General features: G+C 41.0%; 15 protein-coding genes. 7 read left to right on the top strand and 8 right to left on the bottom strand.

Annotated elements, in window-relative coordinates; all coding sequences use genetic code 11:
* Positions 1-4: 4 nt before the first annotated feature.
* The 3 genes from HRT96_RS11135 to HRT96_RS11125 all read right to left on the bottom strand — a co-directional run bounded on the left by HRT96_RS11135 (position 5) and on the right by HRT96_RS11125 (position 4,953).
* Entirely contained in the window at positions 5-1,111 is a 1,107-nt protein-coding gene (locus HRT96_RS11135) for a microcin C ABC transporter permease YejB (protein WP_293156339.1), read from the bottom strand.
* Between the two features lie 4 nt (positions 1,112-1,115).
* Positions 1,116-2,936: an extracellular solute-binding protein gene (locus tag HRT96_RS11130; protein ID WP_293156336.1), complete on the bottom strand. Its 1,821-nt coding sequence runs from the start codon at positions 2,934-2,936 to the stop codon at positions 1,116-1,118.
* Between the two features lie 154 nt (positions 2,937-3,090).
* The gene (locus tag HRT96_RS11125; protein ID WP_293156333.1) at positions 3,091-4,953 is read right to left on the bottom strand and encodes an EAL domain-containing protein; all 1,863 of its coding nucleotides are present in this window, start codon (positions 4,951-4,953) and stop codon (positions 3,091-3,093) included.
* A 231-nt stretch (positions 4,954-5,184) separates the two neighbouring features.
* Between HRT96_RS11125 and raiA the strand changes: the two genes are divergently transcribed.
* Positions 5,185-5,571 carry a ribosome-associated translation inhibitor RaiA gene (raiA, locus tag HRT96_RS11120; RefSeq protein WP_293156330.1) on the top strand — a complete coding sequence of 129 codons (387 nt, stop codon included), beginning with the start codon at positions 5,185-5,187 and terminating at the stop codon, positions 5,569-5,571.
* A 227-nt stretch (positions 5,572-5,798) separates the two neighbouring features.
* A complete protein-coding gene (locus HRT96_RS11115) occupies positions 5,799-6,965 on the top strand; it encodes a chorismate mutase (RefSeq protein WP_293156327.1) in 1,167 nt (388 codons plus the stop codon).
* 120 nt (positions 6,966-7,085) lie between these two features.
* On the opposite strand, the gene tyrA is transcribed toward HRT96_RS11115, so the two are convergent.
* On the bottom strand, positions 7,086-8,228 hold the full coding sequence (gene tyrA, locus HRT96_RS11110) for a bifunctional chorismate mutase/prephenate dehydrogenase (protein ID WP_293156324.1): 1,143 nt from the start codon (positions 8,226-8,228) through the stop codon (positions 7,086-7,088).
* Positions 8,229-8,290: 62 nt separating this feature from the next.
* Positions 8,291-9,358 carry a 3-deoxy-7-phosphoheptulonate synthase gene (locus tag HRT96_RS11105; RefSeq protein ID WP_293156321.1) on the bottom strand — a complete coding sequence of 356 codons (1,068 nt, stop codon included), beginning with the start codon at positions 9,356-9,358 and terminating at the stop codon, positions 8,291-8,293.
* Between the two features lie 286 nt (positions 9,359-9,644).
* Between HRT96_RS11105 and tal the strand changes: the two genes are divergently transcribed.
* Positions 9,645-10,592, top strand: coding sequence for a transaldolase (gene tal / locus HRT96_RS11100; protein WP_293156318.1), 948 nt, complete (start codon positions 9,645-9,647; stop codon positions 10,590-10,592).
* Between the two features lie 126 nt (positions 10,593-10,718).
* On the opposite strand, the gene HRT96_RS11095 is transcribed toward tal, so the two are convergent.
* Complete coding sequence (locus HRT96_RS11095; protein WP_006032793.1) at positions 10,719-11,399, bottom strand: TIGR01621 family pseudouridine synthase; 681 nt, start codon at positions 11,397-11,399, stop codon at positions 10,719-10,721.
* 214 nt (positions 11,400-11,613) lie between these two features.
* Between HRT96_RS11095 and HRT96_RS11090 the strand changes: the two genes are divergently transcribed.
* The 3 genes from HRT96_RS11090 (at position 11,614) to HRT96_RS11080 (ending at position 12,939) form a co-directional block, all read left to right on the top strand.
* Positions 11,614-11,901, top strand: coding sequence for a SelT/SelW/SelH family protein (locus HRT96_RS11090; protein WP_293156314.1), 288 nt, complete (start codon positions 11,614-11,616; stop codon positions 11,899-11,901).
* A gap of 4 nt (positions 11,902-11,905) precedes the next feature.
* Positions 11,906-12,601, top strand: coding sequence for a M15 family metallopeptidase (locus HRT96_RS11085; RefSeq protein WP_293156311.1), 696 nt, complete (start codon positions 11,906-11,908; stop codon positions 12,599-12,601).
* Positions 12,602-12,681: 80 nt separating this feature from the next.
* Positions 12,682-12,939 (top strand): DUF2897 family protein, encoded by a 258-nt coding sequence (locus tag HRT96_RS11080; protein ID WP_293156308.1) that lies wholly within the window; start codon positions 12,682-12,684, stop codon positions 12,937-12,939.
* 143 nt (positions 12,940-13,082) lie between these two features.
* Here HRT96_RS11080 and bamC read toward each other — a convergent pair whose 3' ends face one another.
* Positions 13,083-14,213: an outer membrane protein assembly factor BamC gene (bamC, locus tag HRT96_RS11075; protein WP_293156305.1), complete on the bottom strand. Its 1,131-nt coding sequence runs from the start codon at positions 14,211-14,213 to the stop codon at positions 13,083-13,085.
* A 27-nt stretch (positions 14,214-14,240) separates the two neighbouring features.
* Positions 14,241-15,119 (bottom strand): 4-hydroxy-tetrahydrodipicolinate synthase, encoded by an 879-nt coding sequence (gene dapA, locus HRT96_RS11070; protein WP_293156302.1) that lies wholly within the window; start codon positions 15,117-15,119, stop codon positions 14,241-14,243.
* A gap of 220 nt (positions 15,120-15,339) precedes the next feature.
* Between dapA and HRT96_RS11065 the strand changes: the two genes are divergently transcribed.
* Positions 15,340-15,879: an ACT domain-containing protein gene (locus HRT96_RS11065; RefSeq protein WP_006032799.1), complete on the top strand. Its 540-nt coding sequence runs from the start codon at positions 15,340-15,342 to the stop codon at positions 15,877-15,879.
* Positions 15,880-15,919: the final 40 nt, after the last annotated feature.

Genomic DNA, 15,919 nt, shown 5'->3' with positions numbered 1-15,919 from the left:
CCCATTATGATTGCGCCTCAAAATTAATGCGAGGGTCGATCATCATATAGGTAACATCACTGATTAACTTAATAACCAGCCCCATCAAGGTAAAGATATATAAGGTGCCAAATACCACCGGATAATCACGATTTATTACCGACTCAAAGCCTAATAAACCCAGTCCGTCTAACGAGAAAATAATTTCTATCATCAATGAACCAGTAAAGAAAATGCTGATCAACGCGGCCGGTAATCCGGCAATCACTAATAACATCGCATTGCGAAATACATGACCGTATAACACCTGATTTTCGGTAAGGCCTTTGGCTCTTGCGGTGGTCACATATTGTTTGTTAATTTCATCTAAAAAGGTATTTTTAGTCAGCAAGGTTAACGTGGCAAAGCTACTGATCACCGAAGCCAACACCGGTAATGCCAGATGCCAGAAGTAATCTTTGATTTTCCCATACGTGGATAACTCATCGAAGTTAGCAGACGTTAAACCCCGTAATGGAAACCAATCAAAATAACTGCCACCAGCGAAAAGCACGATCAGTAATAACGCAAACAGGAAGTTAGGAATAGCGAAACCGATAACCACCGCGCTTGAACTCCAAACATCGAAAGAAGAACCGTGAGTAACGGCTTTTTTAATCCCCAGCGGTATCGAAATAAGATACACCAAGATCGTCGTCCACAGTCCTAATGAAATCGATACTGGTAACTTATCTAATATCAGCTCAATCACCGAACTATCACGAAAAAAACTATCACCAAAATCGAATTTCAAATAGCTTTTCAGCAACAACCAATAGCGTTCGTGTAACGGTTTATCAAAACCATATAACCGTTCTAATTCCTTAATATATTCAGGATCAATACCTTGTGCACCCCGATACTGTCCACCACTAATCTGCGAATTATTACCATTGCTTAAGTTCACCTTCACTTCGCCCTGACTACTGCCATCAACACGGCTGGTTGCAGAGGATTCAATACCTTGTAATTTAGCCAACGACTGTTCAACAGGGCCGCCAGGGGCCGCTTGAATAATAATAAAATTAAGGGTGATAATGCCTAACAAAGTGGGGATCATTAACAAACAACGGCGCAGTATATAATTCCACATTTAGCTAGTTCCCTTTATTGCTAGTGGTGTCTTGATGCCACCAACTATCGATAGCTAAACCGTACTTAGGTAGCTTTTCGGGACGGTGTATTTGCTGCCAGTACGCGACACGATAACTGCTAATATGCCATTGTGGGATCACCAAGTTTTTCCACAGTAATACCCGATCAAGCGCTTTCGTCGCCGTAATCAAACCGTCTCGATCTGTGGCATTAATCACCTTAGCCACCAACGCATCAACAACCGGATCTTGTAAACCAATGCGATTGCGCGTACCCGGCATATTGGCAAACTCACTGCCCCACATACTTAATTGTTCGTTACCTGGCGAGAGGCTTTGGGCTTGTATCAAGGAATAGATATCAAAATCAAAATTATTTAGCCTGTTCACGTACTGCGATACATCGACAATGCGGATCTCCGAAGCGACACCGATACGTTGTAAATTTTTACGAAATGGCTGAATAACCCGTTCAAACGACGGACTATAAACCAAGAACTCCACACTAAATTGCTTGCCATCGGCATCAAGCATTTTACCTGACTTCAATGTCCAACCCGCTTGCTTGAATAACTTGATTGCTTGGCGCTGCTGCTTACGCACACGGCCATCACCTTTGGTTTTATCTAATGTATAAACTTGGGTGAACAGTTCGGGCGGTAACTGCGCTTTAAAAGGCGCAAGCAAGGCTAACTCGTCCCCTTTAGGGATACCGGTTGCTGCCAACTCTGAATTACTAAAAAAACTGTCAGAACGCTTGTACGCCCCATAAAACAGAGTCTTGTTTGTCCATTCGAAATCAAACATTAAACCGAGTGCTTTACGTACATTGGCATCTTTAAATTTGTCTCTACGTAAATTAAACCAAAATGCCTGCATGCCTTGTGGATTCTGATGTTGGATCTCTTCTTTAATGATCTTACCGGAAATAAATTGTTTGCCCTGATAACCCGTCGCCCACTGTTTCGAAATATTTTCCGCTCTGAAATCCACGTCGCCAGCTTTGAACGCTTCAAAGGCAATGCTGCCATCTTTGTAATAATCAAAAATAATATGTTTAAAATTATAACGACCACGGTTTACCGGTAAGTCTTTTGCCCAATAGTCATCATTACGCTGATAATCAATACTGCGTCCTGCATCAAAGGATTTGATGGTATATGGCCCAGAACCCAGCGGGATATTTAAGTTTGCCTTCGCAAAGTTTTTACCCTGCCAGTCTTTCTCCGAGAACACCGGAAGTTGTGCCAATATCAAGGCTAGCTCTTTATTTTTGTTATCTTTAAAACTAAACTTAATGACTGATTTACTTTCTACTTCAACCCTAGTGACCTCTTTATACTGCGCGCGTAACTGCGGTACGCCTTTTTCGATCAAGACATTAAAAGTAAACTCAACATCACTCGCCGTTAGCTCACTGCCATCAGAAAAGCGGGCATTGGGATTTAAGTGAAAACGTACCCAGCTGCGATCGTCCGGCACTTCAATAAACTCTGCGACCAAGCTATATAAGGTGAATGCTTCATCCCCGCTTTGCTGCATTAAGGTATCAAACAAATAGCCAGTGCCATCAGCAGTCACACCTTTGACGATATAAGCGTTAAAATTATCAAAACTGCCCATAGCGGAACGGCGTAAAGACCCGGTACGAGGCGCGTTTAAATTAACATAATCAAAATGAGTAAAGCTTTTACCATAGGCAGGTTCCCCATGCATCGCAATAGCATGGCGTAGCGGTTCACTCACATTCGATGTTGCCAAGACCGGTAGCGTGAAGAGCAGTGAACTGAGAGATAATAATGCAGTACGAAGCAGTTTATTCATGGCTAGGTTCCTTTTGCCGATGAAGCGAGTAATTCAATTTAGTTACTAAAATAATAGCATTTAACTGTAATTAACAAGGATATAGATACTAAAGTGACAAAAATGTTCATCTTATAGCAACATTTACTTACTTCGGGTTATAACGAACGCCTAACTATCCCTGTAGACGTTTGATGTAAAGCACTAAGTGTTCGGCCGACAACGGCTTACTGGCATAAAAACCTTGATAGAAACTACATTGTTGACGTTGTAAGAATTCCAACTGCTGGCGACTTTCAACCCCCTCTGCGGTAACATTAAAGCCCATATGTTTTGCCATCGCTAATACCGCTTCAACAATCGCCATATCAGAGACGTTATAAGGAATATTTTGAATAAATGAACGATCAATTTTCAGTTCATTGGCTGGCAAGCGTTTTAAGTAACTTAACGATGAATAACCCACACCGAAATCATCGACAGCAAAACTGACACCGATATTTTTCAGATCGGTCATTTTACGGATAGCGTCTTCGGCATGCTCAATCACCACAGACTCGGTGATCTCTAAGTTTAATTGCATCGGATCCATACCGGTCTCATCCAATACCATCAATACCGAATCAACAAAGTTATTATCATGAAATTGTCGGGTGCTCACGTTCACCGATAATTGCGGAACATTAACGCCTTGTAATTGCCATTCGACAAATTGACGACACGCGGCCTGCAGTACCCATATACCGATATCAATAATCAGATCGGTCTCTTCAGCAATCGGAATAAATTCGGCAGGCGAGATTTGTTGTTTTCCGCCTAAATGCCAACGCACTAAGGCTTCAACACCAATAATATCGCCATTTTGCACCATATGCTGAGGTTGGTAATGCAAAAACAGTTCATTTTTAGCGATCGCACTTTTCAGGCAATTATAAATATGTAACCGTTTATCCGCTTTACGCTGCATTTTCACATCAAAGAAATACACTTTTTTACGGCCATTCGATTTCGCTTGATACATAGCTGTATCCGCTTGTTTTAATAAATCATCGGCATGTTGATCTTTGCTTGGGAACAAGGTGACACCAATACTAGCACCGATATACAAGGCTTGTCCTTTGTATAAATACGGCTGAGAAATACGCTCAATTAACTGCTCTGCCAGTAAATTAGCGTGTTGTTCGGCATGCATTGGGTTTTCCGATAAATCAGGTAACAAAATGACAAATTCATCACCACCGAGGCGAGCAATAAAATCTTCTGGTTGGGGTATTTCTTTTAATCGCTCTGCAACCTCAACCAATATGCCGTCACCCACAGCATGTCCCAATGAATCATTAATGGCTTTAAAAAAATCCAAATCAATGAATAATAGCGCCCCTACCACCTGATTGTGTTTAGCTAGCTGGAACTGCGTTTCAATGGTTTGATTTAATAATCGTCGATTAGCAAGACCGGTTAATGAATCAAAAAATGCCAAACGATGAAACTCTTCTTGCGATTGACTCGCGGTGAGCATAGATAAACCATAGCGTAATTCATTATCCATCAAGCGGAAATTACGTTGTATTAGCGATCCGATAGCATGACAAAAAGACAATGTTATGCTCGACAGAACATCACTCTCGGTGACGCCATTAAAGTGAATCACACCAACACAGTCATTATGATTAAATAATGGGATAATTAAATTGACCGTTTTTAAAAAGTCGTCCTTGGCTATAATTTGAACAACCTCGCCGCGTGAGTGCAACTGCGATAGTTCGGTCATATTAAAGACGTGATTAGGATTAACACGGCTAAGGTATTGTGGCAATAACGGGATAAGATTATCGAATGTGTTGGTAAACAACTGAATATTTACATCAACAAGGCTTAATGATTGTTTAGTTTCGTTGACTATAGCATCGACAAAACCAACAAATTCATCACTGCCACACCAATCTATGACGGTTAATTGTAATAACACATGGTTAAGCTGTGCCGACCTGGCAACAAATTTGTCATGTGAGAGAGTCATATTACATTTATCAGACATATTATACGGTTCAATAATCATTGATTTTATCAGCTATGGACTAGGCATAATGCCTAAGCGGGCAGTAGAAGACAATAAATTTAACTAAAACACCTATAAATGATTAGCTCGTCACATTTTTTGTGCATTAAAAAAACTAAATTAACAAACGAGATGCTGGTCACGTTTTTAAACGCTGAAAGTCGTATTCTGAAGTTGAACCAATTAAGGCAATTACCCAAGGAGATGTCTATGACATTTGAAATAACCAGTAAAGAAATTAAAGTTACGGCTCCTATGCGCGAAAAGCTCGCGATGAAGTACGCTAAGTTAGAGCGCTTCAATATTCCAATGATTAACCCGCACGTAACGATTACCAAAGACAAGAATTGCATTAAAAAACTTGAGGCCAGCATTCATCTTCCACAAGGCCAACTACTCGCAGTTTCTGAAGGAGAAGATCTTTACGCTGCAATTACAATTTTAGGCCAAAAGCTAGAGCGTCAATTAAATAAATACAGCGACAAGCACGCTGCACACAGCAGTGGTAAAGAACAATGTCGAGCAGGTGTCATTAGTGGTGAAGAACTCCCTGACGAAAAGGTTTCTGACGACGAGTTAGAGGTCGCAGAATATTAATACAAAGTACTAATAAAGAGTACTAAATTTTCTGATTCCCACGTTAATACGGGAACAACAACAAGCGCAGCATAGGACTGCGCTTTTTTATTTCCACAGTTTGCCCCCAGACACCTTGACTTTGCCTCGCTAGATAAATAAATTAAACCATCAATTAAAAATAAATGTGCACTATTAAGCATATATATCCACATAACTTTATAGAGTACGCACAAGGATCCTATTTCATGGCAGACCTCAACGATATTAGAACGCGCATTACCACGCTGGATAATAATTTATTAAGACTATTATCCGAACGCAGAGAATTAGCCATCGAAGTGGCAAAAAGCAAGCAATCGACGAGTAAACCAGTACGCGACCAAGATCGTGAACAGCAACTACTAGTGCGTTTAATTAACCAGGGTCGTGAACTTGGCCTTGATAGCAATTACATCATGAACATTTATCATACGGTTCTTGAAGATTCAGTATTATTACAGCAAGCCTTTTTACAAGAAATTAAAAATCCAAATGCCGCGGTACCGGTCGCACGCGTTGCTTTTCTAGGTGACAAAGGCTCTTATTCAAACCTCGCGTGTAAAAAGTACTTTGCGCGTCAAGATGACCGCTTAGTAGAATTAGGTTTCCCAACATTCCAACAAATCATCACGGCGGTAGAAAAAGGTCAAGCTGACTACGGCATGCTACCCATTGAAAATACCTCTTCAGGTAGCATTAATGATGTTTACGATCTATTGCAACACACCACGTTATCGATTGTGGGTGAACTCACACAGCCAATTGAACACAGTTTGATCACTACCTGTGATACTGACTTATCAAAAATTAAAACTATCTATGCGCATCCACAACCGTTTGCCCAATGTTCATTATTTTTAAGTGCCCATCCACACATTAAAATTGAGTTTGTCGACAGTTCATCAGCCGCAATGGCGAAAGTAAAAGAGCTTAACAGCGAAGAAGTGGCAGCAATTGGTAGCATCACCGGTGGCGAACTGTATGGTTTGAAACCAATTCGTACCGGTCTTGCAAATCAAACCGAAAACTACAGCCGCTTTATTGTGGTGGCACGTAAACCAGTTGATGTTGCAGTACAAATCCCAGCAAAAACCACCTTCACAATGTCAACAGGCCAACAAGCGGGCTGCTTAGTTGAAGCATTGTTAGTATTACGCGAACAAGGTGTAACGATGACGAAATTAGAATCGCGTCCAATTCAAGGTAACCCTTGGGAAGAGATGTTCTATATTGATGTCGCGGCTAATTTACAATCAGAAAAAATGCAAAATGTAATTAAACAACTCACCCGTATTACCCATCAAATAAAGATATTGGGTTGTTATCCAAGTGAAGATGTAGCAGCAACAGATGTACCTGAAGATTTACTGTAAGTTATTGATGCTATTTAACTGTTATAATTAACAGATAAATAGCGGATTAAAACAAACGCATAAAAAAAGAGCATCATCAAGATGCTCTTTTTATTTGTCTGTGATTAGCGACGCGATTAACTAACTATCAACATTAACAAACTGACGGTTATCATTTGCTTGTAACAACAGGTTACGGCTTTCTCGCAAGAACTGGGTTGAATAATCACCAAACCAATCAGAAACCATTTCAAACGAACTAATAAAGCCATCTTTATCATTACGCTCTAACATTTCAGCGGCTTGCATAAAGCGTTCGGCATAACGACGGATCATCGCTACGTTATTATCTGACGCTAAAATAATATCTGCATATAACGTGGGGTCTTGGGCAAACAGACGCCCTACCATGGCTAATTCTAAGCGATAAATAGGTGAACTCAGATCCAGTAATTGCTGTATATCTGGATTTTCTTCCGCTAAATGCGCCCCATATACAAACGTAGTAAAGTGACGTAAGGCTTGGATCAAGGTCATCGCTTCATCATGTTGCTTGGCATCAACATCATAAATACGCGCGCCCCAGATCTGCATTTGATCTAACAGCCACTGGTATTGCTCTTTACCACGCCCATCACAACACACAATCACTTGTTTCGCCAGATTACCAACATCAGGGCCAAACATCGGATGTAAACCGACAACAGGGCCTTGATGCGCTTTAAGCATTGCTTGTAAGGGTTTACTCTTAATACTGGTAATATCAGCCAATACGCAATCTGTTGGTAAACAGCCTAATTTAGCAATAATGGTTTCGGTTAGGTTAATTGGCACAGATACCACCACCAGCCCAGCATTGGCAAATAACGCATCGGCATTATCCCAATCACCTTGCTCTAGAATATCAACCTGATAACCAGATAAACGGAACATGCGTACAAACAGCATACCCAATTTACCCGCACCACCAATCACCACGATACGACCAAGGTCTGGCTTCACGGTTTTAAAACCGGAATCTTTTTCAGAGGCATACGACTCGCGCATAACACGGCGCAATACATCTTCAATCAAATCACCAGGTACACCTTTACTTTCGGCTTCCTCGCGTCTTTTTTCCAACATCGCAGTTTCACGTTCAGGCACATAAATAGGTAAGCCATGCTCACTTTTTATGTCCCCGACTTCTGCCACTAATGCCAGACGCTGTGCGAGTAAGTCAACCAATTTCTGGTCAACATCATCAATTTTATCTCTTAATTTACCTAACGGATCCAGTTTCACTGACCATTCACCTCATAACGTCCTTGATGCACTATTTACCTAGATATGTATCGATCTAAGGACTATGTTCTTTTAGTCAAACAGCCGCTTAACTCCGCTGCTGTTTCACGTAATAATGTATTAGTCGTATCCCAATCAATACACGCGTCAGTCACAGATACACCGTATGCCATATCTGCAATAGGCTGTTCTGACGATTGATTACCACCATGTAGATGACTTTCAATCATGACACCCATAATTGAAGTATTACCTTCTTGGATCTGGTGAATAACATTTTTCGCAACTAATGGTTGTAGTTCGTGGTTTTTATTCGAGTTAGCATGGCTGCAATCCACCATCAAACTTGGACGTAAACCCGCTTTGACCATGTCTTGCTCGGCTAATGCAACGGCAACTGAATCATAGTTTGGTTGTTTGCCACCACGTAAGATCACGTGACCATCAGGATTACCCTGAGTTTGTAGTAACGCAACTTGACCGTCTTGATTAATACCCATGAAACGATGTGAATGAGATGCAGATTTCATCGCATTGATTGCCGTTGATAAACTACCGTCGGTACCATTTTTAAAACCAACAGGCATAGACAGACCAGACGCCATTTCACGGTGAGTTTGTGACTCTGTAGTACGCGCACCAATCGCTGACCAAGAAAATAGTTCCGCAAGGTATTGTGGACTAATTGGATCGAGTGCTTCCGTGGCGGTTGGGATTTCCATTTCCGCTAGGGTAATGAGTAGTTTACGCGCATTGATTAAACCAGTTTCAACATCAAATGAGCCATCCATGTGCGGATCATTAATCGCGCCTTTCCAGCCAACAGTGGTACGTGGTTTTTCAAAATAGACACGCATAACAATATATAGCTGCTCGCCTAATTCGTCATGCAGAGCTTTTAATCTGCCGGCATATTCTAACGCCGCTTTGTCATCATGGATTGAGCAAGGACCACACACCACAAGCAAACGTTTATCTTTACCAGCGATAATGTTAGCAATCGTTTCACGTGCTGTTTGTATATAACTAAGGGCATGCTCTGAAATAGGTAATTTAACTTTTAATTCGGAAGGGGTCATCAATACTTGTTCAGAACAAATATGTACATTATTTAAGGTATCTTTTTCCATTACGTTGCTCATATATCCTATTTATTATATACAAATAACATACCGTAGCAGAATGTGATTGCAAGTAATATTTTTGTACACAAAACGTGATGAAAGCCTACATACTTTCGAATGAAAGCTGTGCTAAGATACAATTCAGAAATTACCGCTATTTCATTAAAGCTAAGATTCCCAAGCAGTCAGGTTTGCAGCAGTCTAGTTTTATAGTATTGACATTATAATCAATATTAATGATAGTGACGTAAGCCCTTACACCGATCAATAATATAATTGTGGAAGTAAAATAATGAGTAACCAGTTAGAACAACTAAGTAAATTAACCACTATTGTTGCAGATACAGGCGATGTGGACGCGATTAAATTATACCAGCCTCAAGATGCGACGACGAATCCATCACTTATCTTAAAGGCAGCTGCATTACCGGCTTACCAACCATTAGTAGCACAAGCAATTGCGTATGCTAAAGAAAACGCAACGCCAGAAACACAAGTTGCACTGGCATGTGACAAACTAGCTGTATTAATTGGTAAAGAGATCTTAACGACAATTCCAGGTCGTATCTCGACAGAAGTTGATGCGCGTCTTTCTTATGACACTGAAGCAAGTGTGAAACAAGCGTTACTACTGATCGAACTATATAAAGCAGTAGGCATTGAAAAAGAAAACATCCTGATCAAACTGGCTTCTACTTGGGAAGGTATCCGCGCTGCAGAACAACTTGAAGCAATGGGCATCAACTGTAACCTAACGTTACTATTCTCTTTCGCTCAAGCGCAAGCATGTGCAGAAGCAGGCGTATTCCTAATCTCTCCTTTCGTTGGCCGTATCATGGATTGGCATAAAGCGAAAACGGGCGAAACATATGAAGGCGCTAACGATCCGGGCGTTATCTCGGTAAGCACTATCTATAACTACTACAAAGCATCGGGTTATAAAACGGTTGTTATGGGCGCAAGCTTCCGTAACACAGGTGAGATCCTAGCCCTTGCTGGTTGTGATCGTCTAACCATTGCACCACAGCTATTAGAACAACTACAAAACTCTTCAGAGCCGGTTGTACAAGCGCTATTCTCAGAAGCTGATGCAGTAGCACCAAAAGCGAAACTAACAGAAGCAGCATTCCGTTGGGATCACAGTCAAGATCCAATGGCAGTTGAAAAACTAGCTGAAGGTATCCGTAACTTCGCTATCGACCAAAACAAACTAGAAGCGATGATTACTGACTTATTCTAATTTGAATAAGCACTAGCGTCGTTAACAAAAACGGCCAACGCATTACTCGATAAAGAGTACTACGTTGGCCGTTTTTTTATGCATTATTTAGCCAGTCTATCTGAAAGTAACTGGGCTATATAATGGTTATACTTTTGGCCAAGCCAATGTCTCAGGCTGTGCATAAGCAACTAATGCTTCTTTACACGCTGGTGTCGCAAATAGCTCACCACTAAATTCATCAGCCACAAAACTAAAGTCTTCACCATCTAAGGTAAACTGTAAGCAATACGCGTGTAGGTAAGCGCGATCATATTTCCAAGCATCAGCACTTTGATATAGCGGATCGCCACAGATAGGGCTACCTAGGCTGTTTAAAGCAACACGTAGTTGATGTGTCTTGCCAGTATGTGGTTTCAATACTACTAAACGTTTGCCATCACCAATACTCTGGGTGAAAAACTGTGTCACAGCAGGGCTAGTTAATGTTTTAGTCAAACGCCACATGCTACGACGTGAACGCTCCATATCACCTTTCACTAAACCTTGTTTTTTCTTTGGTTTGCTATCAATGATACCCAAGTAATATTTTTGGATCTCATGCAATTCAAATAGCTTGGCTAATTTAGCCGCCGCTTCTGATGATTTAGCCAGTAACAACAATCCTGATGTCACTTTGTCTAAACGGTGTACTGGAAAAACTAATCTGCCAATATCCTTTCTGACAATAGAACAAATACCATCAACGCCGTCTTCATCATGAAAACCGATGCCCGCTGCTTTGTTGATAACCAAGAAATCATTATTCTGAAATAAAATGCTATACATTAAAAAAACCAATGCTGAAAATGAGGCCGAAGTGTACCCTAAATAAGCGATATACCCAAGCTACTTCAAGATGCACAATCAGCAAACATAATGAAGCGTATGTTCAAGGCATGCAGTAACTAGGGTATAAAATCATATCCACCAGCTATTTTTAACGCTAGGATAAGTAATAGTACGCTAGGATAAGTAATATTAACAAAAGAGGACCTTGACTGTGTCAGAGATCAAAGCTGAAATTGATATTTACTATTGCCGACAGTGTAACTGGATGTTGCGCTCTACTTGGCTAACACAAGAACTCCTGCATACCTTTGGTGAAGAGATAAGTAAAATAAGCTTACACCCAGATACTGGTGGTCGCTTTGAGATCCATTGTAATCAGCAATTGATTTGGGAACGTAAACAAGACGGCGGTTTCCCCGAAGCGAAAGTATTAAAGCAACTGGTACGGGATATTATCGCCCCAGAACGCGACCTCGGCCACAGTGATCGTACGGTATAATCAAATGCTAACGACACCATTATTGAGCACACAGGCTTTAACCGGACAAACGCAAAATCATGTAATGGCACTGCCATTACAGCCCAAGCTTATTCACCGGCAAGCATTAACTGCATTTCAGCAGTTACAAACACGTGCGAAACAGGCTGGATTCAATCTCGACGTCGTCTCTAGCTATCGTTCTTTTGAGCAGCAACTGAGTATTTGGAATAATAAGTTTAACGGTCTCAGACCCATTCTGGATCATGACAGTCAACCACTCGATTACGCTATACTTAGTGATGAACAAAAAGTATTCGCAATATTACGTTGGTCAATGTTACCGGGGGCCAGTCGCCACCATTGGGGCAGCGAGATTGATGTATGTGACTATAGCGCGTTACCCAAGGATTATCAGTTACAACTGGTCCCACAGGAATATGATGAAGGTGGCTATTTAGCGTCGCTGTCAGCTTGGTTAGATGACAATATAACCGACTGTGATTTCTATCGTCCTTATCGCCAAGATCTGGGTGGCGTGTCACGCGAACCTTGGCACTTAAGTTACCAGCCTATCGCCGAACCAGCACAACAAGCATTTACCCTGGCGTTAATTACAGACACTATTCGCAATGCGGACATTCAAGGTAAAGCGGCTATTTTAGCCAATATAGAACAGATTTATACCCAGTATATTTGCAACGTTGCAGCGCCCGATTAACAGGGCAGAACAACGATCAATTTATATCGAGTAATAACGACGAGCAATTAACAATTAACAATTAACTAATAGGAGGATTTATGGTTTGGCTTATAATTCTGGTGGTCTTAGGCTTTATTCTAGGATCGATCATGACGTTAAAATACACAGCAAACATGAAGATGAAGATACCAGAAGAAATTGAACACCAATATAACAAAGCTTTCCATCTGGATGCCGGAAAACATGCCAAAGCATTACCGGATGATGACGACACAGATCAGCAAGAATATAACAATGAATACCGTAATAAATACAATAAAAATCCAATGCCAGATGATATAAAAAAAGATCCATAAAAATAGGATCCACTCAGTTGTATTTATAAACACTCGCTAAAAACGCTATCTAAAAGTAATAGCGATAAACAACAAAGGCCTATGTATCGCTACATAGGCCTTTGTTGTTTTTATAGTAGGGTTAACACCCTAGGTGTTGCACATTACTCTTCGTTTACTGCTTTCTCTGCACGTAGTGCATCAGCTGCATCTTTCAAGCTAATAAATAACTGGCTCATCACTTCTGCTGACAATGGCTGTTTATCTTCACCAAAGAACGCGATTGAAGTATGGCCTTTTATTTCGCCAACCTGAATACGGTAGTCATCTTCAGCGAGCTTCACCGGCGTTATTTTATTGTCAGTCCAGAACTTATCAGACTGTTCATCAAAGCTCACTAGCATAGTCGCTGCAAGTTTATCTTCATCTTCAACTGTCATCCCTACTTTGTTTAATACCATTGGTAATAACGTCCAAGCATCATCAAACGGGATATTTAAGGTCATAACAGGGTGTTTCTGATCAACAAAATCAATTTTAAGCTCTGACGCTTTTTGTTCTGCCGTTTCTTTGTTATGACCTTCGATACGGTCAATTTCGTAATAAATATTAACGAGATTTAACATCTGCACGGCAAAACGACGGCGATCGCCTTTACTTAAATTATTATCAACCTTAGTACCTTCTAAGCGTTCTTCGTGATCAATCAAATCCACTTGTAGACCGACAGTACGCTTACTTGCCGCGGTTAATAACGTAAATTTATAGCGTTGCTTGAGTTCGTATTTCGATACTTCTTTAAACTCATCAAACGTTTCTTGGTTAATCAACCAATCCGTTTCTAAAGTATGATTCGTCTCATCTAGCTTGGCAATCGCCACTTTTTTATCGGCTAAGAAGTTAGCTAATAATGTCCATACCTGCGCAGAAATATTCTCTTGTGAACTACGGCTATTAAACCAAACTGTCACATTTTCACGGCCTTCTTCAACACGTACTAATGGCGATAACGCTAGAATTTGTACTGGCGAACGTACATCAACATCAGCACCAACCGGGCGATTCTCAGTCCCTTCGGCTAATTCAGGCACGTTATAACGCTGTGTGTATAACGGTGTATCAAGCCCTTCTGCAATCACCAATTCTGGCTGTGTTGTCTGCTTTAAATATTCAAAATCTTGATTGGCCTGACGCCTTGTATCTGTTCCTGAACAAGCACTGACTAAAATAGCACACGCTAATACGCTATAACGCTTTGCGTTAGTCAAGCGGTGACCTGTTGATGACGTAGTCATAGTATTAATATTCCCTAATTCAAAAATTTATGCATCCACTGCAAGCGCGAGTGCCGCACTCACTTGAGCATGATATTGCTGATCTAATTCAATTAACGGTAACCGTAAATTAGCCGTTGCAGTCAAAAATAACTGTTTGCACGCCCATTTTACCGGGATTGGGTTGGCTTCGACAAATAAATCTTGGTGTAAACGCATTAATTTATTATTAATTTCAGTCGCTTCTTGGCGCTTTCCTGCTAATGCTAGCGAACACATACGGCTCATGGCATCGGCAGCAACATTACTGGTAACAGAAATAACCCCATTACCGCCTTGCAACATAAACTCACAGCCCGTTGCATCATCACCACTATATAGTAAAAAATCATCCGGAAGGCAGGGTTTAAGCTGAGTTAAACGCGTTAAATCACCGGTAGCATCTTTGATACCTATGATAGCATTAAGTTCCGCTAATCTAACCACGATCTCATTACTAATATCACAACCAGTACGGCTGGGTACATTATACAAAATCTGAGGCAAATCACAGGCTTCAGTGATCGCTTTATAATGCTGATATAACCCTTCTTGGGTTGGCTTATTATAATAAGGCGTGACACAAAGTCCGGCTGTTACGCCTAGCTTGTGTAATTCTTGACTTAACTTAATGGCGTTACGAGTGCTATTTGACCCTGACCCAGCAATAATCGCGATACGACCTTGCGCCATGTCCAGTACTGCTTTAACCACGGAAAGGTGCTCATCTTGGGTAAAAGTACAAGACTCTCCAGTCGTGCCCAATACAGCTAATGCGATGGTATTGCTCTGGATGTGATATTCAACTAAACCTTGTAAAGAGCAAAGATCGACGTCTCCATTGTCGAGCATCGGAGTGATAAGTGCGACGATATTACCTGTTAACATATTGGCCTTGTTATAACTGACTATAAAACACGTGGCATAGTAATATGTAGCAGTCAGTTGCCGCAAGCATATTCTGTTATATCTACCTTAGCTAGCTGCCAACATCAATATGCTGGTTGATAAGCTTACAGATTGTTGCATCTTGAAGTTGCTTGGGTATATCATGCTCCACTGTTTACTTACTTTAATTGACCCTGAATAAAAAAGGATCTGGAATAACATGACGCAGAATTTAGTTATCACCGCCCTTGGCAGCAACAGTCCAGGTATCGTCCACAAACTGATTGGCCACGTCAGTAATTGCGGCTGTAATATCGTCGATAGCAGACTGGCTATTTTTGGTAATGAGTTCACCCTGATCATGCTGTTGTCTGGTGAATGGAACGCCATGATCCAACTTGAATCTAGCTTGCCATTAAAGAGTCAAGAACTCGACTTAATTACCATGATGAAGCGCACCGAACGTCACGAACCAATTAGCTATGATCATACCATTGAAGTTGAAGTAACGATCCCTGATGCAACCGGCATTATCGAAAAGTTTACGTTATTCTTTACCAATAATAATCTTAATTTAGCCGGACTACGCTCAGAGATATTAACCGCGGCAGACAGCTCAGATATACTTAAAGCACACTTTACGCTAAATACGACGTCTGACTGTGATTTGGCTGTTTTAGAATCGGAACTCAGCGGACTGTGTACCATTTTGAATGCTGAATATCACTTTATGGTAGAACACAAAACTGCCATATCTTAACTGAAAAAACGCGGTTAGTAGCAAATAACTCACCGCGTCT

Source organism: Moritella sp. (assembly GCF_013215705.1).
Lineage (GTDB): Bacteria > Pseudomonadota > Gammaproteobacteria > Enterobacterales > Moritellaceae > Moritella.
Note: the sequence above shows the minus strand (reverse complement) of the source record. Positions and strands in the feature narration are given on the sequence as shown.

Bases quoted from the DNA above. Each gene is read 5' to 3' on its own strand.
- HRT96_RS11135 (WP_293156339.1), bottom strand. From the start codon at position 1,111: ATGTGGAATTATATACTGCGCCGTTGTTTGTTAATGATCCCCACTTTG.
- HRT96_RS11130 (WP_293156336.1), bottom strand. From the start codon at position 2,936: ATGAATAAACTGCTTCGTACTGCATTATTATCTCTCAGTTCACTGCTC.
- HRT96_RS11125 (WP_293156333.1), bottom strand. From the start codon at position 4,953: ATGTCTGATAAATGTAATATGACTCTCTCACATGACAAATTTGTTGCC.
- raiA (WP_293156330.1), top strand. From the start codon at position 5,185: ATGACATTTGAAATAACCAGTAAAGAAATTAAAGTTACGGCTCCTATG.
- HRT96_RS11115 (WP_293156327.1), top strand. From the start codon at position 5,799: ATGGCAGACCTCAACGATATTAGAACGCGCATTACCACGCTGGATAAT.
- HRT96_RS11105 (WP_293156321.1), bottom strand. From the start codon at position 9,358: ATGGAAAAAGATACCTTAAATAATGTACATATTTGTTCTGAACAAGTA.
- tal (WP_293156318.1), top strand. From the start codon at position 9,645: ATGAGTAACCAGTTAGAACAACTAAGTAAATTAACCACTATTGTTGCA.
- HRT96_RS11095 (WP_006032793.1), bottom strand. From the start codon at position 11,399: ATGTATAGCATTTTATTTCAGAATAATGATTTCTTGGTTATCAACAAA.
- HRT96_RS11085 (WP_293156311.1), top strand. From the start codon at position 11,906: ATGCTAACGACACCATTATTGAGCACACAGGCTTTAACCGGACAAACG.
- HRT96_RS11080 (WP_293156308.1), top strand. From the start codon at position 12,682: ATGGTTTGGCTTATAATTCTGGTGGTCTTAGGCTTTATTCTAGGATCG.
- bamC (WP_293156305.1), bottom strand. From the start codon at position 14,213: ATGACTACGTCATCAACAGGTCACCGCTTGACTAACGCAAAGCGTTAT.
- dapA (WP_293156302.1), bottom strand. From the start codon at position 15,119: ATGTTAACAGGTAATATCGTCGCACTTATCACTCCGATGCTCGACAAT.
- HRT96_RS11065 (WP_006032799.1), top strand. From the start codon at position 15,340: ATGACGCAGAATTTAGTTATCACCGCCCTTGGCAGCAACAGTCCAGGT.